Source organism: Microbacterium sp. 1S1 (genome assembly GCF_008271365.1).
Lineage (GTDB): Bacteria > Actinomycetota > Actinomycetes > Actinomycetales > Microbacteriaceae > Microbacterium.
Genome location: NZ_CP043430.1, coordinates 1,599,627 through 1,623,937, shown reverse-complemented (window position 1 = coordinate 1,623,937; position 24,311 = coordinate 1,599,627). Strand labels below are relative to the sequence as shown.

The window sequence follows — 24,311 nt, the reverse complement described above, 5'->3', positions numbered from 1 at the left end:
GGAAACGAGAAGGTCCGTGCGTTATGGCGTTCCTTCGCCCTCCTGCGTGTCCGGCTCGGCGGGCGCGGCGGTGTCGACGGGCTCGGGCTCGCCGGTACCCTCGTCCGGCGGGTTCTGGGGGAAGACCGGCTGCTGTTCCTGGGCTCGGCGATCGGCCTCTTCACGCTCGGCGCGCACCTGATCCTCGACGAGGGCACGGAAGGCATCGCGGTACGCCGCGTAGGCCGTCTGCGCCTCGGCGCTCCAGGGGTCAGCGGCCGAGATCGTCGCGGCCGTCTGCGTCACCGCCACGCGGAACGACTCCTCGGCACCGGGCCGCTCGTCCGTCGCGGTCTCGGCGGACGGGACGAAGGAGGCGGTGAAAGCGGTCAATGCCGGTTCGGCGGCGGGTCGGAGCCCGTCGAGCCTCGTCCGCACTGCTCGCATCTCCACGGTCTCGCGGTCGAGGGCGACGAGGTGTTCCTGCGCCTCGTCGATGGCGCTGCCCACCTCGACCAGCGAATCCTCGTCCAGCTCCTCGCGCCGGTACTCGGCCGGGGCGTCGGGCACCTCGATGGCGGCGAGACCCGCGAGGTACGTGTCGAGGGCCGCCACCGCCGCCTGCCGCGGGCCGGGGTCCGTCACGTCGAGGACGCCTTCCTCGGAGGAGAGCGGATCGGGCACGGTCGCCGTGTCGAGCAGAGCGCTGCGCAGCGCCGTCGCCTCCGCGGTCTGCGTGCCGATGTCGGCGACGATGCCGTCCCTGGTCGTCACGAGGGCCTGCTGCGCGTTCTGAATGGTCGCTTCGTCGGCCCGGAGGGACTCGAGGGCGCTGTCCGCGGGGCTCGCAGTCGCCGCCTGGATGCCGCCGACGGTGACCGCCGCGATGACGGCGACGACGGCGAGTCCGGCGGCGGACGCCGACAGCAGATCGGGCCGACGACGACGGCGCGGGGCCTCGCGGGCGACGGTGGGCGCCGTTGCCGCGAAAGGGACGGCGCTGCGGGCAGCGGCCTCCGCGCGGCGCGCGATCTCCCGCGTGTCCGTCAGCTCCGCGGGGCGGGGCGACCGGGTGCGCGGATCCCCGACCAGTTCCCGCAGCCGCGCGTCCGACGCCGCCTCGCGCGCGCCGGAGCCTCCACGGTCCGTGCGCGGGCCGTCGGGGAAGAGTTCGTCGAGAGCCGTCATGCCGCCTTCAAGGAATCGGTAGTCTCAAGAGAACATACCGCCGATCCGGACCGACCACACGGGGAGACCGATGCAGCTCCAGGACTATCTCCGGGTCGTCCGACGGCAGATCGTCGTGATCCTCTCCGGGTTGCTCATCGGCCTGTCGGTGGGCGCCATGACGGCGATGCTCACGCCCCAGCGCTTCGAGGCGACGACGCAGATGATGGTCACGGTACAGCTGTCCGAGACGGCCTCCCCCACGGAGCGGGCGCAGGCCACCGGCTACGCCACCCAGATCGTCCAGACCTACCGCGACGTCGTCACGAGCTCGCTCGTGCTCGACCGCGTGATCGAAGACCTCGGCCTGTCCGTGTCGCCGTCCGACATCGCCTCCACCACTTCGGTGTCGTCGGAGCTGAACAGCGCGATCCTCTCCATCCAGGTGCGCGACACGAATCCGGGCCAGGCCGCACGGGTCGCGAACGGGATCGCCGAGAGCTTCACCGCCGTCGTGGCCGACACCCTCGAGAACCGCGGCCAGGAGACCCCGTTCTCCATCCGCGTCGTGACCCTGCAGGCGGCCCAGGTGCCGACCACGCCCGTCGCGCCGAACATGCAGCTCTCCCTCGCGGTGGGCGCGGTCCTGGGCCTCGGCGTCGGCCTGGCCGCGGCGCTGCTGCGTTCACTCCTCGATCAGCGGGTGCGAACCGGCGCCGACGTGGAGGCGGCGGTGTCCGCTCCCCTGCTCGGCCGTATTCCCTTCGACACGGACACCAGCGACCGACCGCTCGCCATCAGTTCGGCACCGCAGAGCGCGCGAGCCGAGGCCTACCGGGCCCTGCGCACGAACGTGCACTTCCTGTTCCGCGAGAACCGCGGGGTCTTCGTCATCACCAGCTCCGGACCCGGCGAGGGCAAGTCCACGACCGCTGCCAACCTCGCCCTCGCTTTCGCCGACGCCGGACATCGGGTCGCGCTCATCGACGCCGACCTGCGGCTCCCGCGCGTCGCGGAGTACTTCGGGATCGAAGGCGGGGTCGGACTCAGCGACGTCCTCGTCGGCCGCGTGCGCCTGAACGACGTCATCCAGCGGTGGGGACGCAGCGCCCTGTTCGTCCTCCCCGCCGGAACCGTGCCCCCGAATCCCGCGGAGCTGCTGGGGTCTTCGGCCATGGAGCAGCTCGTGCAGGCGGCGGCCTCCGCCTTCGATGTCGTCATCATCGACGCGCCGCCCCTCCTGCTGGTCACGGACGCCGCGGTCATCGCTCGCGTGACGACGGGTGCCATCCTCGTGGCCGCGTCGGGGAGCACCCCCTCGGGCCGACTCTCGGCTGCCGCCAAGAGCATCGAGGCCGTCGGCGCCACCGTTCTCGGCACCGTCCTCACCAAGGCGCCGTTCGGCCGGCGGGATGCCGCCGCGCAGGCCTCCACCGGGGCCGGGGCGACGCGATGACGGAGACGTGGGGCACGACGCGCGGCTTTTGTGAGAATATCGGGATTTGACTCTGCGGCTCACCGATGACCGGGAGCTGCCCAGCAACAGAAAGAACTGCCGCGTGGAACTTCGCGACTATGTGCGCATCCTGCACCGCAACTGGATCATGATCCTGGTCCTCCTCGTCCTCGGCGTCGCGGGCGGTGCCGGATACGCGGCACTCCAGCAGCCGACATACGTCGCCTCGACCCAGTTGTACGTCTCGGTGCGCACAGAAGGCGCCGCGACCGGCGACCTGGTGCAGGGGACGACGTTCGCGCGGCAGATGGTCACCAGCTATGTCGACGTGGTCGGCACGGCCCTCGTGCTCGACCCGGTCATCGAAGACCTGGGCCTGGACGACTCGGTCGCCGGCCTGAGCCGCCGCATCACCGCCACGACCCCGCTGAACACCGTCCTCATCGACGTCAGCGTGACCGATGGGAATGCGGCCAGAGCGGCCGAGATCGCCGACGCCGTGGCCGTGAGCTTCCAGAACGCGGTGCAGAACACGCTGGAGCAGCCGGCCGCCGAGGGCGCGACCAGCCCCGTACAGATCACCGTGACCGAGCCGGCCGAGGTCCCGACCTCGCCGGTGAGCCCCAACACCCGCATGCTGATCCTGCTGGGCGCCGTGATCGGTCTCGCCCTCGGCGTCGCCATCGCGGTGCTCCGCACCATGCTCGACAACCGCATCCACACCCTGCACGACATCGAGACGCTGACCGACCGCCCCGTGCTCGGCGGCATCGCCTTCGACCCCGAGGCGCCGAAGCGGCCGCTGATCGTCCACGCCGACCCCCGCAGCCCGCGCGCCGAGTCCTTCCGCAGCCTCCGCACGAACCTGCAGTTCCTGAACCTCGACAGCGGACCCCGCATCTTCGTCGTCTCCAGCGCCGGCCCCGGCGAGGGCAAGTCGACCACGACGGCGAACCTCGCCATCGCTCTCGCCGAGACCGGTGCGCGGGTCGCGCTCCTGGACGGCGACCTCCGTCTTCCGCGCGTCGCCGACTACATGGGGCTGGAGGGCGGCGCGGGCCTCACCGACGTCCTGATCGGCCGCCTGGACGTGGCGGACGCCCTCCAGAAGTGGGGACGCAACGACCTGTACGTGCTGCCCAGCGGCCAGGTCCCGCCGAACCCCAGTGAGCTGCTGGGCTCGGCGGCGATGGACGACGTTCTCCAGTCCCTGGGTGAGTACTTCGACTACGTCCTGATCGACGCTCCGCCGCTGCTCCTCGTGACGGACGCGGCGGTGCTCGGCACCAAGACGCGCGGCGTGATCCTCGCCGCGGCCTCGGGGAAGACCAAGAAGCAGGAACTCTCGGGGGCCGTACGGGCGCTGGAGAACGCGGGCGTCCAGATGCTCGGCGTCGTGGTCACGATGCTGCCCACGAAGGGACCGGACAGCTACGGGTACGGGGCCTACACGTACGGCTCGACCCACGAGCTCGACGGCACCACCTCGGCGAAGACCACCACGAAGCTCGGAAGCCGGAAGGGCAAGAAGAGCGCTCCGAAGAAGCGCACGACGGCCCGTGTCTGACGGCGATCCCGGCGGCCGATCAGGCCTTCGGCGTCGCGACGCGGAAGACGATGGAGTGGTACAGCACGAAGCGCAGCAGCACGACGACGACGATGCTGACCAGGTTCACGACGTTGACCGCCACGGCTCCGGGAGTCCGGCCGAGGACGCCGCCGACCGCTTCGACGCCGATCCACACCAGCGCCGCGCCGAGGGCGGTGCACACGGCGTTCGTCGCGAGGAACAGGGCGACCTCGGCGACGCGTCCCCGACGGTCCCGGTGCCGGAAGGTCCACTCCCGATTGCCGATGTAGGCGTTGATCAGCGCGACGAGCGAGGCCACGACCTTCGCGGCGACGACGTCCCATCCCCACGCATAGACCAGCAGATTGAAGACGCCGACCTCGATCAGGGTGCTCAGGGCACCGACCACGAGGAAGCGGCTGCCCACGCCGGCGAGGCGACGCAGTCGGGAGGGAGGATTCATGGCTCAACTAGGCTACTGGCTGATACCCCCGCAGACCGCCACCGCAAGGACTCCGTGACTCTCCGCCACCTCGCCATCGTCATGCCCGCCTACAACGAGGTGGAGGGCATCCGGGGCTTCATCGATGAGATCAGGGACGCCGTCGCCCCGCTCGCCGACGAGGTCACCTTCCACATCGCCGACGACCGCTCGACCGACGCGACGGCCGCCGTGTTCGACGATGTCGTCGACACCACCGTCCAGGTGCAGCCGACCAACCGCGGCCACGGCCCGACCGCCCTGGCGGCGTACCGCGCCGGCCTCGCCGTCGAGCCGGATGCTCTCGTGCACGTCGACGGCGACGGCCAGTTCCACGGCGCCGACTTCGCCCGGCTCCTCCGTGCGCTCACGACCGAGGACGCCGACGTCGTGCACGGCGTGCGAGACGGACGCACCGACCCCTGGTATCGGAAAGCCCTGACCGGAGCGGTCGGCGTTCTCATCGCCGTCGCGGCAGGGCGGCGCGTCCCCGATGTGAACACGCCGTTGCGGGCCTACCGTCCGGAGGCGCTGCGGGTACTCGTCGACGCGGTGCCGGCAGACGCGACCGTGCCCCACGTGCACTTCTCCCTCGCGGAGGCTCGCGGCGGTTTCCGGGTCCGCTACGTCCGGGTCGCCAGCCTCCCCCGTCGCGGGACGTCGGCCACGGGCACCATGTGGGGCCGGGGCGGTGGGCTCCCGTTGCCCCCGAAGCGCCTGCGCGTGTTCGTCCGCTCGGCCCTCGCCGAAGCCTGGCTGCTCTCGCTGCGCCCGTCCGCTCCGCTCCGCGCCGTCCGCCGCCCGGAGCCCGTGCGACGATGAGCCGGCTACGCACGGTCCTCTTCGGGGTGGCGGTCGCCGCCCTCGTGGTGGGCCATGTCGTCCTCGCCTGGCAGAGCCTCACGGTGGCGCGCTTCTGGGAGGACGAGGCGTTCAACCTCACCGTGCCGCGCAACCTCCTCGCGGGTCTCGGCTACGCGAGCGACGGCGCTCTCTCCGGATCGACCATCACGCCGTTCGACCCACGCATCTCCACCGGACCGGTCGTGCTCCTGCCCGTCGCGGCGCTGCTGGCCACCGGGATGGATCCGGTGCTGGCCGCGCGTCTCGTCCCGCTCGGTTTCTGGGTGCTCCTCCTCGCGGGGCTCGCGGTCCTCGGGCGTCGGATCGCGGGGCGGTGGGCCGCGCTCCTCGCCGTGGCCGTCCCGCTCGCGTTCACCGCCGATGCCGGTGTCTCTCCCCTGCAGGGGCCGGCCGACCTCCTCGGTGAGATCCCCGCGGCGGCGCTCCTGGTCTGGGCTCTGGCCGTCCTGCCGCGTCGGGCCTGGCTCGCGGGGCTGCTCGTCGGCCTCGCCGTGCAGGCCAAGCTGATCGCCGCCCTTGCCCTCCCGGCCTTCGCGGTCGCGCTCTGGGTCCTCGCCGACGGCCACGGGTGGGCGCGTCTTCGCGACACCGTTCGCCGCGCCTGGCTTCCGCTCCTTCTCTCGGCGGTACCGACCGCTCTCTTCGAGTTGGGGGCGCTCCTCACCCTCGGCCCAGCGGGGTTCATCGAGCATCTGCGCGCGTTCGTCCGTTTCGTGCGCAGCGGCGGTCAGACGGACGCCGCCACGACCGTGCTGCAGAAGCTCGGCACCCTCGCCGACTCCTGGTCGCTGCCGCCGGCCGTTGCGGTGGTCGGCGCGGTCCTCGCCCTCACGCTCGCGACGGTCGGCGTCGTCCGTCGCTGGCGCACGGCCACCGCCGAGGAGCGGGTCGTCATCGCGTACGCGCTCGCCGCCGTCGTCGGCGCCCTCGCGTTCGTGGCTTGGTGGGCGACGGCGTCACGGCTGCCCCTGTGGGTCCGCCATCCCGCCCCCGGGATCCTCGCGTTCTTCCCGGTCCTCGCCGCCGTCGCGGTCTGGGCGGTCAGGCGGCTTCCCGAGCGACGCGCGTGGCGGGTCGGCGGAACCGTGGCGGTGTCGATGATCGGCGTCATCGTCGCGACGGGCGCCGTGCTGCAGGTCGCAAACGCCGCGAGCCCCCGCGGGCTGACGCTCGCGATGCAACGCGCCGACGTGGCCCCGCTGAAAGCCTGGGTGGCGGAGAACGACGTCGAGTGGGTCGCCGCGGAGCCCTGGGGATGGGCGGTGCCCCTGGTGGTGCTCACCGGCGCGCATCTCGGCCTGCACGACGCGCCCTCCATGTCGGAGGCTCCGCGCCTCACGCTCGGCACGTGTACCACGGCGACGCTGGCCGAGGGGACCACCAGTCGCCTCTGCGCGGCTCCCTGACCTGCCGACGACCGGAGACGACGAACCGGCCGGTCGCCGAGGCGACCGGCCGGTTCGGGCACTGCTGTCCTAGAGAGCCAGGCGCTCCTGCACGACCGCCGCGAGGCGCTCGGCATAGGAGCGGGCCGACTCGGAGTCGGCCGCTTCGACCATGACCCGCACGAGCGGCTCGGTCCCGGACTTGCGCAGCAGCACGCGTCCGGTGTCCCCGAGCTCGGCCTCGACGTCACGCACCGCCTGCTGGACCACCTCGTCCTCGGCGACGCGATCCTTGTCGACGTCGCGGACGTTGATCAGCAGCTGCGGGTAGACCGTCATGATCGACGCGAGTTCCGCGAGGGACTTGCCCTGCCGCGCCATCTCCGCGACCAGGTGCAGGCCGGTGAGCAGGCCGTCGCCGGTCGTGGCGTACTCGCTCATGATCACGTGGCCGGACTGCTCACCGCCGAGCGCGTAGCCGCCCTCGTTCATGTCCTCCAGCACGTACCGGTCGCCCACGGCGGTCTGGCGCACCGTGATGCCGTGCTCGCGCATCGCGACGTGCAGACCGAGGTTGCTCATGACGGTCGCGACGAGCGTGTCGTCCGTGAGACGGCCGCGCTCCTTCATCGAGAGGGCCAGGATCGCCATGATTTGATCGCCGTCCACGACGTTGCCCTGCGCGTCGACGGCGAGGCAGCGGTCCGCGTCACCGTCGTGCGCGATGCCCACGTCCGCCCCGAGCCGGACGACCGCCTCCGCGAGGTTGTCGAGGTGTGTCGACCCGACGCCGTCGTTGATGTTCCACCCGTCCGGGTCGGCGCCGATGACCGTGACCTCGGCACCCGCGTCGCGGAACGTCTCCGGCGAGACCCCGGAGGCGGCACCGTGGGCGCAGTCGAGCACCACGTGGATGCCCTCGAGGCGGTGCGGCAGCGACGCGAGTAGGTGCACCACGTACCGGTCCTCCGCGTCGGAGAAACGGTCGATACGGCCGACGCCGGCGCCGGTCGGGCGCAGCATCTCGCCGTGCATGGCCTCCTCGATCCGCTGCTCCACGATGTCGGGGAGCTTGCGCCCGCCGCGGGCGAAGATCTTGATCCCGTTGTCGGGCGCCGCGTTGTGCGATGCGGAGATCATGACGCCGAAGTCGGCGTCGCGATCCGCCACGAGGAACGCCAGAGCGGGCGTCGGAATGACCCCGGCCTCGAGGACGTCGACCCCGGAAGAGGCGAGACCCGCGGCGACGGCGGCGGTCAGGAAGTGTCCGGAGACCCGGGGGTCACGGGCGACTACTGCGGTGAGTCGCTTGCCTTCGGCCTTGCGAGCCTCCGCAGTACGGCCCTGGCCCAGGACGACAGCAGTCGCCTGGGCCAGGGTGAGCGCCAGGTCGGCGGTGAGGATGCCATTGGCGAGTCCTCGCACGCCGTCCGTGCCAAAGATCGGCATCGGAGCAGTGGACCTTAACGCTTCGAGTACTGAGGCGCCTTACGGGCCTTCTTGAGTCCGGCCTTCTTGCGCTCCTTGACGCGGGCGTCGCGGGAGAGGAAGCCGGCCTTCTTCAGGGTCGGACGGTTGTTCTCCGCGTCGATGCCGTTGAGGGCACGGGCGATGCCGAGACGCAGGGCGCCGGCCTGGCCGGAGTCGCCACCACCCGAGATGCGGGCGATCACGTCGTAGGCACCGGCGAGGTTCAGCGCGGTGAACGGGTCGTTGATGAGCTGCTGGTGCAGCTTGTTCGGGAAGTAGTCCTCGAGCGTGCGGCCGTTGACCGTGATGGTGCCCGAGCCGGGAACCAGACGCACGCGGGCGATGGCCTGCTTGCGACGGCCGACAGCGGCGCCGGGGACGCTCAGCACGGGGCGGGGAGCCGCCTCGACCGCGTCGGTCTCCGGGGTCGACGTCGAGAAGTTCTGGAGGTTTTCGGTGGAGTCCTGGATGTCAGCCACGAGTATGTCCTTAGTCTGTACGGCGCTTACTGGGCGACCTGGTCGAGGGTGTACGGCTGGGGCTGCTGAGCGGCGTGCGGGTGCTCGGCACCGGCGTACACCTTCAGCTTCGACAGCTGCTGGCGGCCCAGGCTGTTCTTCGGGAGCATGCCGCGGATGGCCTTCTCCACGGCGCGGACCGGGTTCTTCTCGAGGAGCTCGGCGTAGCTGACGGCCTTGAGGCCACCCGGGTAGCCGGAGTGGCGGTAGGCCATCTTCTTCTGGAGCTTCTGACCGGTGAGCGCGACCTTGTCGGCGTTCACGATGATGACGAAGTCACCCGAGTCGATGTGGTTGGCGAAGGTCGGCTTGTGCTTGCCACGCAGGAGCGTCGCCGCGTGCGAGGCGAGGCGGCCGAGAACGACGTCGGTGGCGTCGATGACGACCCAGTCGCGCTGGACTTCGCCAGCCTTGGGGGTGTATGTGCGCGTCACGATAGTGCTGCTTTCTTGTCGAACGGAGGTGTTCGTGAATCCCACTCCGGGGTGGTTCCTTCCCTACGGGGAGGAACACGCCAGTGGAGGGCTCACGTTCGGATGTGCGTCTTCCCCGCAGGCAGGGAAGGGCACCAAAGAGTCAGCATACGCCACCCGGACGGCATTCCCAAACCGCCCGGTCCGCCGCTCAGTTCGGACGAACCGACACGAGGATCGGCCGATGATCACTGGAGCGCTGGGGCAAGGTGGTGATGCGCTCGATCTCGAACCCGGACGAGGTCGCGAAGTCGTAGTGCCCGCGGAAGACGCGGTACCGCGTGTAGGTGTGGTCGTCGCTGAGGGACAGCGCATACCCCTGATCGCGGACCGCCTGACCGAGGTTCTCCTTGAAGACGGGGTAGTTGTAGTCCCCCACCATGAGCTGCGGCAGCCCCTCCCCGAGGGTCGCGAGCTCCGCGAGGGCGGCGCGGATCTGATGCCGGCGCAGCGAGTTCAAGGCCGTCAGGGGCGCGGCATGGAAGGATGCGACGATGAACTCGCCCCCGTCGTCGATGTCCCGCAGGCGCGCCCCGAGGACGCGCTCGTGCGCAGGCTTCGCGATCCGGTCGTGCAGCGACTTCTTGAGGCCGAGGGTCCGGATGCCCTGCAGGCGGTAGGTGCTCTCGCGGTAGAACAGCGCGAGCCCGAGCCGGTTGCCCTGCGTCGCGTCCGCGAGCACGAGACCGCCGATCCGATCCGGCAGCTCTGGGACGTCGCACTCCTGCAGGCAGAGGATGTCGGGATCATGCTCGTCGACGAGCGCCGCGAGCTCGCCGGCGGCCCGGTGCTTGCGCAGGTTGTAGGAGATGACCTTCATGATCGTCCCCACGCTACCCGCCCCATCTGTGCCCCCGGCTCCGGATCCCGACGATCAGCCGGCCTCGTGGTCGCGCCGAGCGCGGGTCTGCGCCGCCCGGGTGGCGAGGAGGTCGTCGGCGGGGTATCCGACCTCGGTGAGGGTGAGCCCGCGGGCCGCGAGCACCTTGAACTCGCTCGTCCTCGTCAGCGCGTCGCGGAGGACGACGAGGTCGCCCACGTCGAGGCGCCCCTCCCCCACGGCCGCACAGGCGCCGACCAGTGCCCGCACCATGCTGTGACAGAACGCGTCGGCCTTGACCTCGGCCACGAGCACACCGTCCGCGTCGCGCTCCCACCGGTAGTCGAGCAGCGTGCGGATCGTCGTGGCTTCCTCCCGCGGCTTGCAGTACGCCGCGAAGTCATGCAACCCGATGAGCGTCCGGGCGGCGGCGTCCATGGCTTCCGCGTCCAGCCGACCGCGGATCGTCGTGGTGTCGAGACGCCGCAACGGGTCATAACCGGCGAGGTCGTCGGCCAGGCGATAGCGGTAGCGCCGCCAGACGGCGGAGAAACGGGCGTCGAATCCCGCCGGAGCGAGGGAGGAACGGGTGACGGTCACATCCGGGTAGGCGCCGAGCACCCCGCGCATCCGCGCCGCGATGCTGCCCGCCGGGTCCTCGGCGGCGCGGCCGTGCCGCGCCTGGATCCGTGCCCACTGCGCGTCGTCGAGGTCGACGTGCGCCACCTGCCCGCTCGCATGCACGCCGGCATCGGTACGGCCGGCCACGACGAACCGCACGTCGGAGCCGACGATCCGGGCGAGCGCCGCCTCCAGCGTCCCCTGCACGGTGCGGAGTGTCGGCTGCGTGGCCCACCCGCGGAAATGGGTGCCGTCGTAGGCGATGTCGAGCCGGATGCGCACGAGGCCAGCCTAGGACAGCCACGCGCGCATCCTGCGTCTCAGATGCCCCCGTCGACCGAGCGGATCATCGCGCCCGGCTCCTCCGGCACCATCACCTGGGTCTCGCGGTTCAGGCTCTCGCCACGGAAGAACCGCTTCGACCGCGGGAAGAGGTACCAGAGGAACATCAGGACCAGGCCGATCGCCAGCGAGCCGATGCCGATCACGAACGTGCCGCCGATCCCGAAGAGCACGGTATAGCCGTAGTCCACGTCCCACATGTCGATCGCCGACTGGACGAACGCCCCCGTCAGCAGCAGCGCACCGAGCAGCGGGAAGATCCCCTTGAAGAACAGGTCGCGGGCGGAGCGGCGCAGGTCGGCCCGGAAGTACCAGACGCAGGCGAAGCCGGTGATCGCGTAATAGAAGGCGATGGCGAGTCCCAGCGACAGGATCGAGTCCTGCAGGATGTTGTCGCTGATCAGCGTCATGCCGACGTAGTACAGCGAGGCGACGACGCCCATGACGATGGTCGAGAACGAGGGCGTCTTGTAGACCGGGTGCACGTCCTTGAACTTCGCCGGGAGCGCGCGATAGACACCCATCGCGAGCGTGCCGCGGGCGGTCGGGAGGATCGTCGTCTGAGTGGACGAGATCGCCGAGATGATGACCGCGACCACCAGCACCCAGCCGAACGGACCGAGCAGGCCGTCCTTGATGGCGAGGAAGAAGTCGTCGGCGTTGGCCTCGTTGCCGAGCCCGGTGCCGTCCTCACCCAGACCGGCGTACATCATCGCGGCGATCGTCACGGCGACGTAGGTCACCAGGAGGATGACGCAGGTGAGCACCGCGGCCCGTCCGGGGATGCGCTTCGGGTCCTTCGTCTCCTCGTTCAGGGCCAGGCACGTGTCCCAGCCCCAGTAGATGAAGAGCGCGAGGAGGATGGCCTCCGTGAAGCCCGACCAGTCGGTGAACCCGAACGGGTTCAGCCACTCCCACGAGAACGGGGTGGCGTCGGGGGCGTCGCCCGTGAAGAACTGCCAGAGGGCCGTGACGACGAAGATCGCGAGCGCGAGGTACTGGATCGCGAGGAGCACGTTCTGGATGCGCTCGCCGATCTCGACGCCGCGCCAGCTCACCCACGTCATCGCGGCGATGAAGAGGACGGCCACGACCACGACCCGCCAGTCGTTGTTCTCCAGGTCCTGACCGAGCAGCGACCAGAAGTACACGGAGGCGATCTGCGCGAGGTTCGCGAGCACGACCATTCCGGCGACCGCGACCCCCCAGCCGCCCATCCACCCCACCCACGGCCCGAAGGCCTTGGTGCCCCAGGTGAAGGTGGTCCCGCAGTCGGGCACGGCGTTGTTGAGCTCGCGGTAGGCGAAGGCGATCAGCAGCATCGGCACGAAGGCGATGATGAACGCGATCGGCGCCTGCGCGCCGACGGCGAGCACGACGAAGCCGAGCGTTGCGACGAGCGAGTAGACCGGGGCCGTGGAGGCCAGGCCGATGACGGTGGATCCCCACAGGCCGAGCGTGCCTGCTGCCAGGCCCTTGCCGTCGGGACGTTCGAGGTGGATGGGCGTCGTTGCCATGCTCAGAACAGTAGGGCTGACCGCGGGATCCCGTCAATAGTTTTCATCCCGCGACGGATTCCATATGTCGTTGCGCGATCAGCGAAGGATTCCGTAGTTCATTCCCGACCGAGCATTCCGTCCGCGTGTGCAGCCACCCACTCCATCAAGGGGAGCATCCGCTCCATCAGGTCGCGCCCGAGAGGCGTGAGGCTGTACTCGACGTGCGGCGGCACGGTCGGCAGCGATTCGCGGTGCACCAGGCCGTCGTCGGTGAGCGTGCGGAGGGTGGAGGCCAGCATCTTCTCGCTGATCCCATCCACCTCGCGCCGGAGCTCACCCCAGCGCCGCGTGCCGTCGGAGAGGCTCGAGAGCACGAGAACGCCCCACTTGCTCATGATGTGGTCCAGAACAATGCGCGTGCCGCAGCCCTGGTCGAAGAGAGCGGGTTGCGAACCGCGGATCTGCGCAAAACTCACCGTCACGTGGGTACCTTACCAAAAAGTGGGTACCCTCCCGCCGGAATGTCAGGCCCCGCCCCGGTGGTTGTCCGGGGTGTCAGCAACGAAAGGACCCCCATGACCATCCTCGTCACCGGTTCCACCGGTCACCTCGGCCGCCTCATCATCGCCGCGCTCCTCGACCGCGGTGTCGACCCGCAGGCGATCCGCGCCGGCGCTCGCGACGTCGCCAAGGGCTCCGACCTCGGCGTCCCGGTCGTGCACCTGGACTACACCGACCCGGCCTCGGTCACGGCCGCGGTCGACGGCGTCGACACCGTCGTGCTCGTCTCCGGCTCCGAGGTGGGGCAGCGCGTCGCGCAGCATCGGGTGGTCATCGACGCCGCCACGGACGCCGGCGTGTCGAAGCTCATCTACACGAGTGCTCCGAAGGCCACAACGAGCGCTCTCGTCCTGGCTCCCGAGCACAAGGCCACCGAGGAGCTCATCGCGGCGGCGGGCCTCCCCGCCGTGATCCTCCGCAACAACTGGTACACCGAGAACTACGCGGCTGATCTCGCTCGTGCCGCGGAGACCGGCACGCTCAGCGCCGGGACCGGGGACGGCCGCGTCGCCTCCGCCAGCCGCAAGGACTTCGCCGAGGCGGCGGCCGTCGTCGCCACCGAGGACGGCCACATCGGCGCGGTGTACGAACTGGCCGGAGACGTCGCCTGGACCTACGCCGACCTGGCGACCGCGATGTCCGAGGTCACGGGACGCGAGGTCTCCTTCCTGCCGCTGTCCGCCGACGAACAGTTCGCCGCGCTCCGGGCCGCCGGCCTCGACGAGGGTACCGCCGGGTTCGTCGTCGCGCTCGACGCGGGCATCCGCGACGGGGCGCTTGCCGACACCGACGGCACGCTGCGGCGCCTCATCGGCCGCCCGACGACGCCGCTCGTCGAGGGCCTCCGCGCCCTGGTGTGAGCGGAGGGGCGCTGCCGACGGCGGTCACGGTCGGCGGCGCTCCCCCGGGACCGGCTCGCCGGCGCTCTGCACGTAGGCCACGGTCAGCGTGAGGCTCGTGCGGTGCAGACCGGCCGCTCGCAGCACGGCGTCCACGGCGTCGCGGGCGTGCCGGAGCGTCGCGACGCTGCTCACCCGCCCGTCGACCCCGATCGAAGCACCCACCGCGACGCCGTCCACGCCGACCGCGACCGACACGAGCGGGTCGGCTGCGTGCGGGCCTCCCCAGGCCGCCGCACCCGCGCGGACGAGGTTCGAGACGAGCGACGCGGACCGGTAGACGCCGCGGACGCCCGAGCACGAGCGCAGCGCCGACTCGATCCGGAACGCGAGGTCCGCGCGGGCTTCCTTCGTCAGCTCTGCCTCGCTCATCAGGCCCCCTCCCTGACGTCGGTGATCGCGACATCGATCCCGACGACCTGCAACTCGGTATGACGACGCAGCCGGGTATCCACCTCCGCGCGCAGCCGATCGGCCGCGCTGCGGATCGGATCGCCGAGGCGCACGCTCGCATCGATCGCCGCACGCACCGGGGCCCCTGGCACGGTGACGTCGCCGTGCAGCCGACAGCGGCCCACCAGCACTCCGGGAACGGCCTCCTCTGCGGCACGGACCAGTCCGCGCACGGCCCCTTCGGTGATCGCCAGCTCCACGCCCGGATCGTCGGAGGCGAACGGGATGCGTCGTCCCGCCTGCGCATCCATCGCGATGCCACTGAGAACGCGCTCGACCCAGCTCTCGTCCGCGGGTGGGGCCGCTGCCGCGTCTTCGTCCATCAGTGCGCTGCCGAGCCCGCGCAGTCGCTCCAGGGCGTCGAGGGCGAGCTGGCACCCCGGCGATTCCTCGATCGTGAGGTCTTTCGGGGTGCGCCCGGCGTCCAGGTAGTCGCTGAGCTCCTCGATCGTGTGCCCGTCCAGGTCGTCGGGCTCCAGGCCGAGGCGGCGCAGCTCGTCGTGCTCGTTGTGGTCGGTCATCGCCACGCCTCCATCCGCGTGATCAGGAATCGTCGCGCGCGGGACAGCAGCCCGCGCACCGTGCTGACGGGGATGCCGAGTTCCTCGGCGATCTCCTCGTAGCTGTACTCGCCCAGCTCGCGCAGCACCCAGCACTCCCGCTGCGCCTCCGGCAGTTCGTTCAGGGCGGCTCCCAGGGCCGCCACGCCCGCCCGCGCCTCGACGACCGCGTCCGGCGCGGCCTGCGGCGGCGCCGGACGGTCGAGCTCGTCGACGTCGAGCGCCGGTCGCGTCCGACGCAGCCGGTCCACCGCCTTCCGGCTCACGATCCGCATGAGCCAGCTCTTGACCTTCGCAGGATCCTCGAGCTCGCCGAACCGCTGCCACGCGGTCACGAACGCATCCTGCACGATGTCGTCGACCTCGGCGGACGCGTTGAGCATCCGCTGCGTGTAGGCCCTCATCATCGGCGTGTACCTGCGTACGAGCACCGCGAACGCGGCGACGTCGCCATCCATCGCCCGGCCGGCGACGATACCGTCCCCCGCCTGCTCCAGCGCCTCACCCCAGCGGTCGGCTGCCATTCCCCCACCCCTCGTTCACGGTTCTCCAGGCGTTCGGAGCCTGCGCCGCATCGGATCGGAGTGACCCGGTGCGCGGGGGAGGAGACGCCCCCACAGGCGTCTCCTCCCGCTCCGTCACTTGGTGAACGTGTCCTTGACATCCTCGGCCGCGTTCCTGACGTCGCCCTTGGCCTGCTCCGCCTTGCCCTCGGCCACGAGCTTGTCGTTGTTCGTGACCTCGCCCACGACTTCCTTGGCCTTGCCCGCCACCTTCTCCGCGGCGGCCTTGATCTTGTTCTCCGCGCCCATGGCGCCTCCTTTCCTCACACGACCCCGACGGTCGAGGTCGACATCCGTGCGGCAGTCCGTTCGTTCGGTGCCGCGGTCTGGTCAGCGGCGAGCGCGCGCCGCATCCGCTGCCGTGAGCGGAAGAGCTCTCGCCAGCCACGGTCGGCGATGTGCACGACGAGCGGCATGCGGGTGCCGGTCAGGGCGTCCCACTCCTGCGCCACCGCGTCGACGGCCGCGAGCACGGCGCCGAGCGCCGCGCCCTGGCGCGGGGTCACCACGACGCCGAGGGCGACCTCACGACCGACCTTCCGGCTGGTCACCCGCGCCGTCAGCACGTCCGCGCGCTCCGAAAGGGGCGCTGCGAGAAGTTCCTCCGCGACACTCCGGTCGACGGCGGTCGCGCCCCGCTCGCCGACGAGGCGGAGAACGGTGCGTTCGCGCCGCGGCCGACGGGTGAGCAGGAACGCCGCGAGCAGCAGCACCAGCAGCACAGCGACCGCGAGTCCCACGATCGCCCACAGCGGCACGAAGCCGGTGCCGGGGATGTCGAGACCCCGTGCCCCTGACCACGCCACGAGGGCGTCGGCCAGAGCGAGCGCATCGTCGACGACGGCCGGGAGCGCCCCCGCATTCCGGAGCCCCGTGGCGAGGAGGGCACCGCCCCCGCAGAGCAGGAGCACACCTCCCCCCAGGAGCACGGTCCGGTTCGCCATCGTTCCTGCCGATGTCATGCGATCACCCCTTCCCGGGCCACGTGAACCCGTGGCGAGAGCCGGAAGCCGGCTTCGTCCAGCACCCGGAGGGCCGCTTCCTCGGCGGTCGCCGCATCCACCGGCACACCGCTGGTCGGCGTGACCCTGATCAGTGCCGAGCGACGTGCCACGGTCACGCTCACCTGACCGCGCGGCACTCCGATCCGCCGCGCGACACCGTCCGCGAGCGCGTCGGCGAGCACGCCGTCGTCGATCACGAGGGCCGCTCGGGCGTCGAGGCGTGTGCGCCTCGCGCGCCGCCCGGGCACCAGGGCGAGCCCGACGAGGACCACAGCCAGGGCCAGGAGCACGGCCCCGACCGCGATCAGGGCCGCCGGGGACTGAACGATCGCCGCGGCGGGGGCGAGCCACTCCGCGGCCTGCGCGCGGAACCCTGCGTCGAGGGTCGAGGCGAGCACTCCCGCCAGCAGGACCAGGGCGATCGCCGTCAGCAGGAGCGCGAGAGTGATCGCCGGGCCTCGGCGCGTGGCCCTGGCCTCGCGACGGAGCAGCCGCCTCGATACCGCCGTGTTCATCGTCATGCCACTCTCCTCTCGCTCTCGCGCCGGACTCCGGCGAAGCGCACGTCCACGGCCGCCACCCGACGAGCCGCCAGCTCCCGCATGCCCCGCATCACGGCGTCGCGCACGGCATCCGCCCGAACCCTCACGTCACCGTCCCCACGGTTCCCGAGGAGGACGGGGACCACGACGGACACCCGCAGGTCGCCGCGACGGTCCGTGAGCTCGACGCTCACGTCGTCGGCGCCGACCCGAGCGGCATCCTGGACGATCCCCGTGGTGAGCCGATGCAAGGCGCGGGCCTCGACGACCGTGGCCCCCGCCACGGCCGTCGATCCCCCGGTCGGTGCGGCGCTCATGAGGACGACCGCCGCCCCCGCACCACGTCGGCGAGCGCCCGTACGTCCAGGCGACCGTCGGCGATGCGGCCGGCGACCCCGCCGACGAGCATCGCGAGGGCGACGAGCAGGAACGCCCAGAAGCCCCAGACGATCCAGGTCAGCGCGAGCACCGTCGCCGCAGCTCCGCCGATCACCGAGGCGTTCACTGGACTCGCGCCTCCGGGGCGTCGTCGTCCTCGGAGGGGATGTGCACGTCGTTGACGGTCACGTTCACCTCGGCGACGTCCATGCCCACGAGCTCCACCATGGCCCGGTGGATCGCAGCGCGGACCTGGTCGGCGACCTTCTGCAGCGAGACCGGGTACTCCGCCACGATCGTGACGTCGACGGCCACCTGCGTCTCGCCGACCTCGACGCTGATCCCCTGCGCCAGGTCGGTCGTGTTGAGCGCGTCGCGGATCGCGCCCATCATGCGGGCGGCGCCGCCGCCGAGCGCGTAGACGCCGTCGACCTCTCGCGCCGCGATGCCGGCGATCTTCGCGACCACCGCGTCCTCGATCGTGGTCTTCCCCGCCGCTCCCTGCGACGCCGGAACGACCTGAGCCTTGGGCTGGGTGCCCCCAGTCACGTTCGCCATCTCAAGCTCCTTCATCCGTGTGTCCGCGCCGTTCGGGCGCGGGCCGTGTTCTCACGACACCACTAAGACGTACGGGGAGCACAGGATGTCACAAACTTCTTTCGACGAATTTCTTCCGCACCAATGTGCGCGGGCTTTCAGTGCACTCCAAGGTTGAAAGTGCAAAATTGCACTCTATGGAGAACAGTGCAGAATCCACGCGTGAGCGGCGGAAGCGCCGGACCACGCGCGCGCTCACCGAGGCCGCGCGACGCTTGACCACGGAGCGCGGCTTCGCCGGCTTCACGGTCGAGGAGCTGTGCGCCGACGCCGGGGTCTCTCGACGGACGTTCTTCAACTACTTCGAGAGCAAGGAGAACGCGGTCTTCGGTTTCGCCGTCGTCGACTCGCGACAGGAGGAGCTCGAAGCGGACTTCCTCGAACGCGACGGCGACCTCCTGGACGACTTCGTGCTGCTCACGGTCGAGCGCTTCGCCCTCTACGACCCGATCGAGCATGCTGCCGAGCTCTTCGCCGTCATCGAGCAGGAGCCCCGGTTGCTGCGCGCGGCCTTCGAGCAGCAGGAGAAGCACGAGCGCCGCGACATCGCCCTCGTCGCCCGCCGGATCGGCGAGGACGCCGACGCGGAGCTCCGGGCAGAGGTGCTCGTGCATTCCGTCGGCGCGCTCGTCCGTCTCTGCATGGAACAGCTGCTGCACCACCACTCCACCGAGCCGTTCGCCGACCTGATCACCCGCCGGCTGCGCCTCGCGCGTGGCCTCTACTCCCCCTCACAGAAAGCCCCCTGATGTCAGCCACCGCCACCGCGGACGCCCCCTTCCTCCTCACGAAGCGCCGCATCTGGATCATCTTCAGCGCCCTGATCGCGGGCATGCTGCTCGCGAGTCTCGACCAGACCATCGTGTCGACCGCGATGCCCACCATCGTCGGCCAGCTCGGCGGCGTCGACCATCAGGTCTGGATCACCACCGCCTACCTGCTCGCGACCACCATCGTGATGCCGATCTACGGCAAGTTCGGCGACGTGTTGGGCAGGCGATCGCTGTTCCTCGTCGCGATCGCCCTGTTCACGCTCGCCTCCGTCGGCTGCGCGTTCGCGACCGACTTCTGGATGTTCGTCGTCTTCCGCGCCCTTCAGGGTCTCGGCGGCGGAGGGCTCATGATCCTGTCGCAGGCGATCATCGCCGACATCGTGCCGGCCAACGAGCGCGGCAAATACATGGGTCCCCTCGGCGCCGTGTTCGGCCTCTCGGCCGTTGCCGGTCCCCTGCTCGGCGGCTTCTTCGTCGACCACCTGACCTGGCAGTGGGCGTTCTACATCAACATCCCGGTCGGCATCGCCGCCTTCCTCATCGCCCTCGTGGCGCTGAAACTCCCCAGCAAGAAGGCGGAGAAGCCGATCGACATCCTCGGTGTGGTCTTCCTGTCCGCGGCCACCACCTGCCTCATCTTCTTCACCGACTTCGGCGGCGACGCCGCCTTCGGCTGGGACTCGCTCGCGACCTGGGCCTGGGGCGCCGGACTCGTGGTGTCGGCGACGGCGTTCGTCATCACCGAGTCACGCGTGCAGGACCCGATCATCCCGCTCAGCCTGTTCCGCAACCCGATCTTCGTGAACGCCACTGCCATCGGCCTCGTGCTCGGCATCGGCATGTTCGCCGCGATCGGTTTCGTCCCGACGTTCCTGCAGATGTCGTCCGGCACGTCGGCAGCCGCCTCCGGCCTGCTGATGATCCCGATGATGGTCGGCCTCATGGGGACCTCGATCTTCTCGGGGATCGCGATCTCGAAGACGGGGAAGTACAAGATCTACCCGATCCTCGGCACGATCATCACCGGTGTCGCGATGGTCGCCATGACCACGCTGTCGGCGCAGACGCCGATCTGGCTGATCTGTGCGTTCCTCTTCGTGTTCGGCGCCGGACTCGGGCTCATCATGCAGGTCGTCGTCCTCGTGGTGCAGAACGCCGTCCCGGCGGGCGAGATCGGCACCGCCACGAGCACGAACAACTACTTCCGCGAGGTCGGCGCCTCGCTGGGGACCGCGGTGTTCGGCACGATCTTCACCACGCGGCTGACCGAGAACCTCCTCGGGGTGTTCGCGGGCGCCGGAGCCTCCCCGGATGCCGCGTCCGAAGCGGCATCCACGATCGACCCCGCGACGTTGAACAGCCTGCCGGACGAGGTGCGCGACGGCATCGTCACCGCCTACGCGGATGCCCTCGCTCCCGTGTTCTGGTACCTCGTGCCCTTCATCGCCCTCGCGCTGATCCTGTCGCTCTTCCTCAAGCAGATCCCGCTGTCGGATCAGGCGGGTCTCGTCGCCCGCGGCGAGGCGATCAGCGGTGAGGAAGCTGAACGGCTGGAGGCGGAGCTCCGCGGGGCGAGCCGTGCGGACGCGTCAGGACGCACGGACGCCGAGCCGGGAGAGACCGGCTCGGCGTCCTCAGGGCGGTAGTCCGCGTCAGGGGAGGTCGGCGACGTCGACGTCGTCCTCCCCCTCGCCCGTCGAAGGCAGGTCGTCGGGCTCGGGGTCGTGGTCGGTGGTGACGAAGTCGGGGTCGACGCCGACGGCCTCGATCTCCTCCTGGTTGTCCTGGCTGTTCGACGTGTCAGACATGGCGCCTCCTGACGTTGGGGATTCGGACCGCCAGTCTGCGCGGACGCACGGCCTCCCGCAGAGGGGGTTGACACGGCGTGTCGCAGGCCGAGCGCCCGCCCGCCCGATACGGAGCCGCCACACTGGAGGTGTCCAGTCCTTTCCCGTCGAGGAGCATCCGTGATCGAGACCGCCCCGCACCGTTCCGCCTGGCAGAACTTCTGGGACCGCGGGGGGTGGTGGCGTGCGCTCCTGCTCGCCGCCGTGTACTACGGGCTCTATCAGGCGCTCTCGCTCGCGTTCCTGCCGCTGTCCGCCCGGGTCGACGACCCCAACAGCGCCGCGGGCGTCCTCGTCTATGACACCCTGCCGATCCTCGTCGGCGGCCTGCTGCTGGTCGCCTTCATCGCATCGGTCCGGTGGTGGCGACCGGTCTTCGGTCGCCAGCCGATCCGCGGAGCCGGGTGGATGTGGGTCGCGATCGCGGCAGTGCTGGTGTTCAACATCCTCCGCTTCCTCACGGTCGACTACGGTCGCGTCGGGCTGGACGTGGTCGCGACATGGCTGCTCGCGGGACTCGCCATCGGCTTCGCGGAAGAGGTTCTCACTCGCGGACTCGTCGTGAAGCTGATGCGCGATGCGGGCGCGCGCGAGCTCGTCGTCGCGGTCGTCTCGGCGGCGGTCTTCGCCGCTCTCCATGCGGGGAACCTGTTGACCGGGCAGGACCTGCTGCCGACGGCGTTCCAGCTCGTCTACACCTTCGCGTTCGGCATCTGCATGTACCTCGCGCTCCGCGTCACGGGGACGATCATCGCCCCGATCCTCCTCCACGCGAGCACCGACCCGAGCATCTTCCTGCAGACGCTGTACCCCGCCGAGGGTGGGCTCACGGCCGTCGCGGGTCTCGGCAACATCGTCGTGATCGTCGCGGGTCTCGTGCTGATGATCTTCATCCGCGGTCGGGTCGGGGCCTCCGAGCGGGGATCGTTCGCCCCGCAGCGCTGACGGCGCGGGGCCGCCTCCTGGCGACCTCCGGAGACGACAAAACCCCCGGAAGGTTCCGGGGGTTTTTCATCTGTAGCAGGAGCGGGGCTTGAACCCGCGACCTCACGATTATGAGTCGTGCGCTCTCACCAACTGAGCTACCCTGCCGCACGGCATCCGCATCGCAGATGCGAACTCCGAGCCCCGAGTCAGGATTGAACTGACGACCCCTTCCTTACCATGGAAGTGCTCTGCCACTGAGCTATCGGGGCGTGCTGCCCCTCGCGGGGCAACCACACGAGAATACCATCACTGTGGCGTCCTCATGAAATCGAGACGGTCACTCCTCTGAGGTCAGCGACGAGCGTCCGGCGTTCTTCTTGAGCCACGGCATCGGGTCGATCGTCGTCCCGTTGACGATGAGCTCGAAGTGCAGGTGCGCGCCGTAGGAGCGGCCGGTGTTGCCGGTCTTGCCGACGATGTCGCCGACCTTGACGGTGTCGCCCGCCTTGACCTGCAGCGAGCCGTACTGCATGTGCGAGTAGTGGCTCGTGATGACGGACCCGTCGACGACGTGGTCGATGTACACCGTGACGCCGTAGGCGCCGCCCTGCTCGGTGGCGATGCGGACCGTACCGTCGGCGATGGCCTGGATGGGCGCGCCGTTGCCGGGCACGAAGTCGATGCCCTCGTGGAGGCGCCCGCTGCGCATGCCGTAGCCGTAGCTCATGCCGACGCCGACGAGGAAGGGCCACTGGATCGCGGCGTCCGGGTCGTTGGTGAAGATCTCGCCCGAGTAGTTGATGCCCTGCTCCGCGGCGACCTCGGCGAGCGAGACCGTGCTGAAGTTGTCGGCGCGGGACAGCGGCTCGTTCTGCACACCGGACGGGGCGACGAACGCCTGGATCTCCTCGTCCGCCGAACCGGCCGCGTCGGCGGCGGCCGACGTGACGAGGGAGGTCGAGGCGAGAGAACCGCCCTGAGCAGCAGCGACCGCCTCGGCGGGCAGGGTCATGGACACGGCCAGGAGGCCGGCGAGCCCCATGGCGCCGACGGTGGCACCGGCAGCCAGGGCCTTGCGGATGCTGCGGGTGCGGCGCGGGCCGACGGCGCCAAGGGCCGCGGTGTCGATCTTCGGCGCCGCCTGCGGTGTGGCGCTCGCGGTGAAGGCCGAGCGGCGAGGGGCCGACGAGGTCGGGATGGAGCCGGTGTTGCGGAAGGCCCGGGAGGCCCGCTCGAAGGCGTCGCCATCGGCGTCCGCCTCGGCGGCGAAGGGCTCGGAGGCCGGTGCGATGTCCTCGACAGGGACGGTGTCCGCGGCCTTCTCGACGATCTCCGCGACGACGGACGCGGCGGGGACGTCGGCGATGACCGGCGGCGCGACCGCGATGAACGGCTCTCCGGGCGCGACCGGCACCGGGGGGATGTCGGCCTGCCGCTGACGCGCGGCACGGCGGGAGAGCGGGATGACGGCGGAGAGGGCGACCACAGTCTCCGCGTCAGCGAGCGGCGCCGTCGACCCGCTCGCCGAGGCCTCGGAGGCCGCAGTGCGAGGACGGCTGGACCGACGCGTGGGCGCAGCGGCAGCCTGGGGGTTCTCGAAGGGCAAAACTAATCTCTCGGTCGTTCGTGATGCTCGGGGGCGCAATGACAACTCTCACCTTCGGGTGGTGAAAGTAACGATCGGGTAAACACTACCCGGATCCACCTGGGAAAGCCATGGATCGATCAGTGTTTTTCCTCATCGAGGATATCGCGAAGTCGGTCGTGGACTGTCACCCCGCCCGCGATGAGGAAGGGGCGAGGCGATCCCCGGTCGATCCGGCTGACCCGTCCGCCTGCTTCCTGCACCAGCAGGGCACCCGCGGCGAGGTCCCACGGCTTCAGCCCCCGCTCGAAGTACCCGTCCAGCCGCCCCGCGGCGACGTAGGCCAAGTCCAGGGCCGCCGAACCCATGCGGCGGAGATCGCGAGCCATGGGCATCACCCGGCGGACGGTGCTGAGGTCGCCGTCGTGGGTCGCCGGGTCGTAGCCGAATCCGGTCGCCAGGAGTGCGCCGGCGTCGGTCACCTCGGTTACCGCGAGACGAACCCCGTCGAACCAGGCGCCGTGACCGCGCGCGGCGGTGAAGGTCTCTCCCACCGCGGGCGCGTGGACGGCGGCGGCCAGCGCCTCCCAGGCATCGGGTTCGGGAGGACCGCTGACGGCCGCGATGCTCACGTTGTACGCCGGGATGCCGTAGGCGTAGTTCACCGTGCCGTCGATGGGGTCGACGACCCACGTGATGCCACTGTCGCCGCTCGCTGCGCCCGACTCCTCTCCGAGGAATCCGTCAGCCGGTCGGGCCGCGTGCAGCCGTTCGCGGATGAGCGCCTCGACCTCGCGATCGGCGTCGGTCACGATGTCGGCGAGAGTGGACTTCGTCGCGGCCAGGCGGACGCCCTCGCGTCGACGGGTCCGGGCGAGCGCCCCCGCCTCCTCGGCGATCTCGGTCGCCAGCGCGCTGAGCTCGAGGGGATCGGTCACGGCGTCGGGTGCGACGGTGCGGGCGGCGGCGGCGGGAAG

Annotated in this window: 29 protein-coding genes and 2 tRNA genes; 8 read left to right on the top strand and 23 right to left on the bottom strand. The window is 70.5% G+C overall.

Translation table 11 applies throughout. The annotated features are described in order from the left end of the window. Positions 1-21 precede the first annotated feature (21 nt). Positions 22-1,167, bottom strand: a complete 1,146-nt coding sequence (locus FY549_RS07960; protein ID WP_149084562.1) for a hypothetical protein — start codon at positions 1,165-1,167, stop codon at positions 22-24. A gap of 70 nt (positions 1,168-1,237) precedes the next feature. Between FY549_RS07960 and FY549_RS07955 the strand changes: the two genes are divergently transcribed. Further along, positions 1,238-2,602, top strand: a complete 1,365-nt coding sequence (locus FY549_RS07955) for a polysaccharide biosynthesis tyrosine autokinase (protein WP_149084561.1) — start codon at positions 1,238-1,240, stop codon at positions 2,600-2,602. Positions 2,603-2,705: 103 nt separating this feature from the next. Next, positions 2,706-4,169, top strand: a complete 1,464-nt coding sequence (locus tag FY549_RS07950) for a polysaccharide biosynthesis tyrosine autokinase (protein WP_149084560.1) — start codon at positions 2,706-2,708, stop codon at positions 4,167-4,169. 19 nt (positions 4,170-4,188) lie between these two features. On the opposite strand, the gene FY549_RS07945 is transcribed toward FY549_RS07950, so the two are convergent. Beyond that, positions 4,189-4,635 carry a GtrA family protein gene (locus FY549_RS07945; RefSeq protein WP_149084559.1) on the bottom strand — a complete coding sequence of 149 codons (447 nt, stop codon included), beginning with the start codon at positions 4,633-4,635 and terminating at the stop codon, positions 4,189-4,191. A 54-nt stretch (positions 4,636-4,689) separates the two neighbouring features. Here FY549_RS07945 and FY549_RS07940 point away from each other — a divergent pair, with 54 nt between their 5' ends. Together FY549_RS07940 and FY549_RS07935 are read left to right on the top strand one after the other, a co-directional pair. After that, a complete protein-coding gene (locus FY549_RS07940) occupies positions 4,690-5,475 on the top strand; it encodes a glycosyltransferase family 2 protein (RefSeq protein WP_149084558.1) in 786 nt (261 codons plus the stop codon). After that, positions 5,472-6,923: a hypothetical protein gene (locus tag FY549_RS07935; RefSeq protein ID WP_149084557.1), complete on the top strand. Its 1,452-nt coding sequence runs from the start codon at positions 5,472-5,474 to the stop codon at positions 6,921-6,923. Before FY549_RS07940 ends, FY549_RS07935 begins: the two co-directional genes overlap by 4 nt. A 69-nt stretch (positions 6,924-6,992) precedes the next feature. On the opposite strand, the gene glmM is transcribed toward FY549_RS07935, so the two are convergent. The 7 genes from glmM to FY549_RS07900 form a co-directional block, all read right to left on the bottom strand. Further along, positions 6,993-8,351 (bottom strand): phosphoglucosamine mutase, encoded by a 1,359-nt coding sequence (gene glmM / locus FY549_RS07930; RefSeq protein ID WP_149084556.1) that lies wholly within the window; start codon positions 8,349-8,351, stop codon positions 6,993-6,995. Positions 8,352-8,365: 14 nt separating this feature from the next. Next, complete coding sequence (gene rpsI / locus FY549_RS07925) at positions 8,366-8,851, bottom strand: 30S ribosomal protein S9 (protein ID WP_025104384.1); 486 nt, start codon at positions 8,849-8,851, stop codon at positions 8,366-8,368. A gap of 26 nt (positions 8,852-8,877) precedes the next feature. Beyond that, positions 8,878-9,324, bottom strand: coding sequence for a 50S ribosomal protein L13 (gene rplM, locus FY549_RS07920; RefSeq protein ID WP_025104385.1), 447 nt, complete (start codon positions 9,322-9,324; stop codon positions 8,878-8,880). A 190-nt stretch (positions 9,325-9,514) separates the two neighbouring features. Next, a complete protein-coding gene (locus tag FY549_RS07915; protein ID WP_149084555.1) occupies positions 9,515-10,183 on the bottom strand; it encodes an endonuclease/exonuclease/phosphatase family protein in 669 nt (222 codons plus the stop codon). Between the two features lie 54 nt (positions 10,184-10,237). Then, on the bottom strand, positions 10,238-11,086 hold the full coding sequence (gene truA / locus FY549_RS07910) for a tRNA pseudouridine(38-40) synthase TruA (protein ID WP_149084554.1): 849 nt from the start codon (positions 11,084-11,086) through the stop codon (positions 10,238-10,240). Positions 11,087-11,124: 38 nt separating this feature from the next. Next, positions 11,125-12,663 carry an APC family permease gene (locus FY549_RS07905; RefSeq protein ID WP_149084553.1) on the bottom strand — a complete coding sequence of 513 codons (1,539 nt, stop codon included), beginning with the start codon at positions 12,661-12,663 and terminating at the stop codon, positions 11,125-11,127. A gap of 98 nt (positions 12,664-12,761) precedes the next feature. After that, on the bottom strand, positions 12,762-13,127 hold the full coding sequence (locus FY549_RS07900; RefSeq protein WP_149084552.1) for a winged helix-turn-helix transcriptional regulator: 366 nt from the start codon (positions 13,125-13,127) through the stop codon (positions 12,762-12,764). A 93-nt stretch (positions 13,128-13,220) separates the two neighbouring features. On the opposite strand from FY549_RS07900, the gene FY549_RS07895 reads away from it, so the two are divergent. Beyond that, on the top strand, positions 13,221-14,066 hold the full coding sequence (locus FY549_RS07895; protein ID WP_149084551.1) for an SDR family oxidoreductase: 846 nt from the start codon (positions 13,221-13,223) through the stop codon (positions 14,064-14,066). Between the two features lie 24 nt (positions 14,067-14,090). Here the strand turns inward: FY549_RS07895 and FY549_RS07890 are convergent, their stop codons facing one another. The 9 genes from FY549_RS07890 to FY549_RS07850 all read right to left on the bottom strand — a co-directional run bounded on the left by FY549_RS07890 (position 14,091) and on the right by FY549_RS07850 (position 18,163). Continuing rightward, positions 14,091-14,477 (bottom strand): hypothetical protein, encoded by a 387-nt coding sequence (locus FY549_RS07890; protein WP_259614061.1) that lies wholly within the window; start codon positions 14,475-14,477, stop codon positions 14,091-14,093. Further along, complete coding sequence (locus FY549_RS07885; protein WP_149084550.1) at positions 14,477-15,079, bottom strand: hypothetical protein; 603 nt, start codon at positions 15,077-15,079, stop codon at positions 14,477-14,479. The genes FY549_RS07890 and FY549_RS07885 overlap by 1 nt, the downstream gene beginning before the upstream one ends. Continuing rightward, positions 15,076-15,642, bottom strand: coding sequence for an RNA polymerase sigma factor (locus FY549_RS07880; RefSeq protein WP_149084549.1), 567 nt, complete (start codon positions 15,640-15,642; stop codon positions 15,076-15,078). Before FY549_RS07880 ends, FY549_RS07885 begins: the two co-directional genes overlap by 4 nt. 114 nt (positions 15,643-15,756) lie before the next feature. Continuing rightward, complete coding sequence (locus FY549_RS07875) at positions 15,757-15,930, bottom strand: CsbD family protein (protein ID WP_149084548.1); 174 nt, start codon at positions 15,928-15,930, stop codon at positions 15,757-15,759. A gap of 14 nt (positions 15,931-15,944) precedes the next feature. Continuing rightward, positions 15,945-16,643 carry a hypothetical protein gene (locus FY549_RS07870; RefSeq protein WP_149084547.1) on the bottom strand — a complete coding sequence of 233 codons (699 nt, stop codon included), beginning with the start codon at positions 16,641-16,643 and terminating at the stop codon, positions 15,945-15,947. Next, entirely contained in the window at positions 16,640-17,206 is a 567-nt protein-coding gene (locus FY549_RS07865; protein ID WP_149084546.1) for a hypothetical protein, read from the bottom strand. The genes FY549_RS07870 and FY549_RS07865 overlap by 4 nt, the downstream gene beginning before the upstream one ends. After that, a complete protein-coding gene (locus FY549_RS07860) occupies positions 17,203-17,544 on the bottom strand; it encodes a hypothetical protein (protein ID WP_149084545.1) in 342 nt (113 codons plus the stop codon). Before FY549_RS07860 ends, FY549_RS07865 begins: the two co-directional genes overlap by 4 nt. Further along, entirely contained in the window at positions 17,541-17,732 is a 192-nt protein-coding gene (locus tag FY549_RS07855) for a DUF2273 domain-containing protein (protein ID WP_149084544.1), read from the bottom strand. Before FY549_RS07855 ends, FY549_RS07860 begins: the two co-directional genes overlap by 4 nt. Next, positions 17,729-18,163 (bottom strand): Asp23/Gls24 family envelope stress response protein, encoded by a 435-nt coding sequence (locus FY549_RS07850; protein WP_200838849.1) that lies wholly within the window; start codon positions 18,161-18,163, stop codon positions 17,729-17,731. The genes FY549_RS07855 and FY549_RS07850 overlap by 4 nt, the downstream gene beginning before the upstream one ends. 176 nt (positions 18,164-18,339) lie before the next feature. On the opposite strand from FY549_RS07850, the gene FY549_RS07845 reads away from it, so the two are divergent. Then, a complete protein-coding gene (locus FY549_RS07845) occupies positions 18,340-18,951 on the top strand; it encodes a TetR family transcriptional regulator (protein WP_149084542.1) in 612 nt (203 codons plus the stop codon). Then, positions 18,951-20,621 carry an MDR family MFS transporter gene (locus FY549_RS07840; RefSeq protein WP_149084541.1) on the top strand — a complete coding sequence of 557 codons (1,671 nt, stop codon included), beginning with the start codon at positions 18,951-18,953 and terminating at the stop codon, positions 20,619-20,621. Before FY549_RS07845 ends, FY549_RS07840 begins: the two co-directional genes overlap by 1 nt. A gap of 6 nt (positions 20,622-20,627) precedes the next feature. On the opposite strand, the gene FY549_RS16500 is transcribed toward FY549_RS07840, so the two are convergent. After that, a complete protein-coding gene (locus tag FY549_RS16500) occupies positions 20,628-20,783 on the bottom strand; it encodes a hypothetical protein (RefSeq protein WP_159463287.1) in 156 nt (51 codons plus the stop codon). A 159-nt stretch (positions 20,784-20,942) separates the two neighbouring features. On the opposite strand from FY549_RS16500, the gene FY549_RS07835 reads away from it, so the two are divergent. After that, positions 20,943-21,767, top strand: a complete 825-nt coding sequence (locus FY549_RS07835; protein WP_200838847.1) for a type II CAAX prenyl endopeptidase Rce1 family protein — start codon at positions 20,943-20,945, stop codon at positions 21,765-21,767. A gap of 73 nt (positions 21,768-21,840) precedes the next feature. Here FY549_RS07835 and FY549_RS07830 read toward each other — a convergent pair. The 4 genes from FY549_RS07830 to FY549_RS07815 form a co-directional block, all read right to left on the bottom strand. Further along, positions 21,841-21,914: transfer RNA gene (locus FY549_RS07830), tRNA-Met, on the bottom strand. A 32-nt stretch (positions 21,915-21,946) separates the two neighbouring features. Next, positions 21,947-22,018, bottom strand: a tRNA-Thr gene (locus FY549_RS07825). Between the two features lie 68 nt (positions 22,019-22,086). After that, the gene (locus FY549_RS07820) at positions 22,087-23,235 is read right to left on the bottom strand and encodes a M23 family metallopeptidase (protein WP_259614066.1); all 1,149 of its coding nucleotides are present in this window, start codon (positions 23,233-23,235) and stop codon (positions 22,087-22,089) included. A gap of 239 nt (positions 23,236-23,474) precedes the next feature. Continuing rightward, on the bottom strand, positions 23,475-24,272 hold the full coding sequence (locus tag FY549_RS07815; protein ID WP_149084539.1) for an inositol monophosphatase family protein: 798 nt from the start codon (positions 24,270-24,272) through the stop codon (positions 23,475-23,477). Positions 24,273-24,311: the final 39 nt, after the last annotated feature.

Bases quoted from the DNA above. Each gene is read 5' to 3' on its own strand.
- FY549_RS07960 (WP_149084562.1), bottom strand. From the start codon at position 1,167: ATGACGGCTCTCGACGAACTCTTCCCCGACGGCCCGCGCACGGACCGT.
- FY549_RS07955 (WP_149084561.1), top strand. From the start codon at position 1,238: ATGCAGCTCCAGGACTATCTCCGGGTCGTCCGACGGCAGATCGTCGTG.
- FY549_RS07945 (WP_149084559.1), bottom strand. From the start codon at position 4,635: ATGAATCCTCCCTCCCGACTGCGTCGCCTCGCCGGCGTGGGCAGCCGC.
- FY549_RS07935 (WP_149084557.1), top strand. From the start codon at position 5,472: ATGAGCCGGCTACGCACGGTCCTCTTCGGGGTGGCGGTCGCCGCCCTC.
- glmM (WP_149084556.1), bottom strand. From the start codon at position 8,351: ATGCCGATCTTTGGCACGGACGGCGTGCGAGGACTCGCCAATGGCATC.
- FY549_RS07915 (WP_149084555.1), bottom strand. From the start codon at position 10,183: ATGAAGGTCATCTCCTACAACCTGCGCAAGCACCGGGCCGCCGGCGAG.
- FY549_RS07905 (WP_149084553.1), bottom strand. From the start codon at position 12,663: ATGGCAACGACGCCCATCCACCTCGAACGTCCCGACGGCAAGGGCCTG.
- FY549_RS07895 (WP_149084551.1), top strand. From the start codon at position 13,221: ATGACCATCCTCGTCACCGGTTCCACCGGTCACCTCGGCCGCCTCATC.
- FY549_RS07890 (WP_259614061.1), bottom strand. From the start codon at position 14,477: ATGAGCGAGGCAGAGCTGACGAAGGAAGCCCGCGCGGACCTCGCGTTC.
- FY549_RS07885 (WP_149084550.1), bottom strand. From the start codon at position 15,079: ATGACCGACCACAACGAGCACGACGAGCTGCGCCGCCTCGGCCTGGAG.
- FY549_RS07880 (WP_149084549.1), bottom strand. From the start codon at position 15,642: ATGGCAGCCGACCGCTGGGGTGAGGCGCTGGAGCAGGCGGGGGACGGT.
- FY549_RS07875 (WP_149084548.1), bottom strand. From the start codon at position 15,930: ATGGGCGCGGAGAACAAGATCAAGGCCGCCGCGGAGAAGGTGGCGGGC.
- FY549_RS07870 (WP_149084547.1), bottom strand. From the start codon at position 16,643: ATGACATCGGCAGGAACGATGGCGAACCGGACCGTGCTCCTGGGGGGA.
- FY549_RS07865 (WP_149084546.1), bottom strand. From the start codon at position 17,206: ATGACGATGAACACGGCGGTATCGAGGCGGCTGCTCCGTCGCGAGGCC.
- FY549_RS07860 (WP_149084545.1), bottom strand. From the start codon at position 17,544: ATGAGCGCCGCACCGACCGGGGGATCGACGGCCGTGGCGGGGGCCACG.
- FY549_RS07850 (WP_200838849.1), bottom strand. From the start codon at position 18,163: ATGGCGAACGTGACTGGGGGCACCCAGCCCAAGGCTCAGGTCGTTCCG.
- FY549_RS07845 (WP_149084542.1), top strand. From the start codon at position 18,340: ATGGAGAACAGTGCAGAATCCACGCGTGAGCGGCGGAAGCGCCGGACC.
- FY549_RS07840 (WP_149084541.1), top strand. From the start codon at position 18,951: ATGTCAGCCACCGCCACCGCGGACGCCCCCTTCCTCCTCACGAAGCGC.
- FY549_RS16500 (WP_159463287.1), bottom strand. From the start codon at position 20,783: ATGTCTGACACGTCGAACAGCCAGGACAACCAGGAGGAGATCGAGGCC.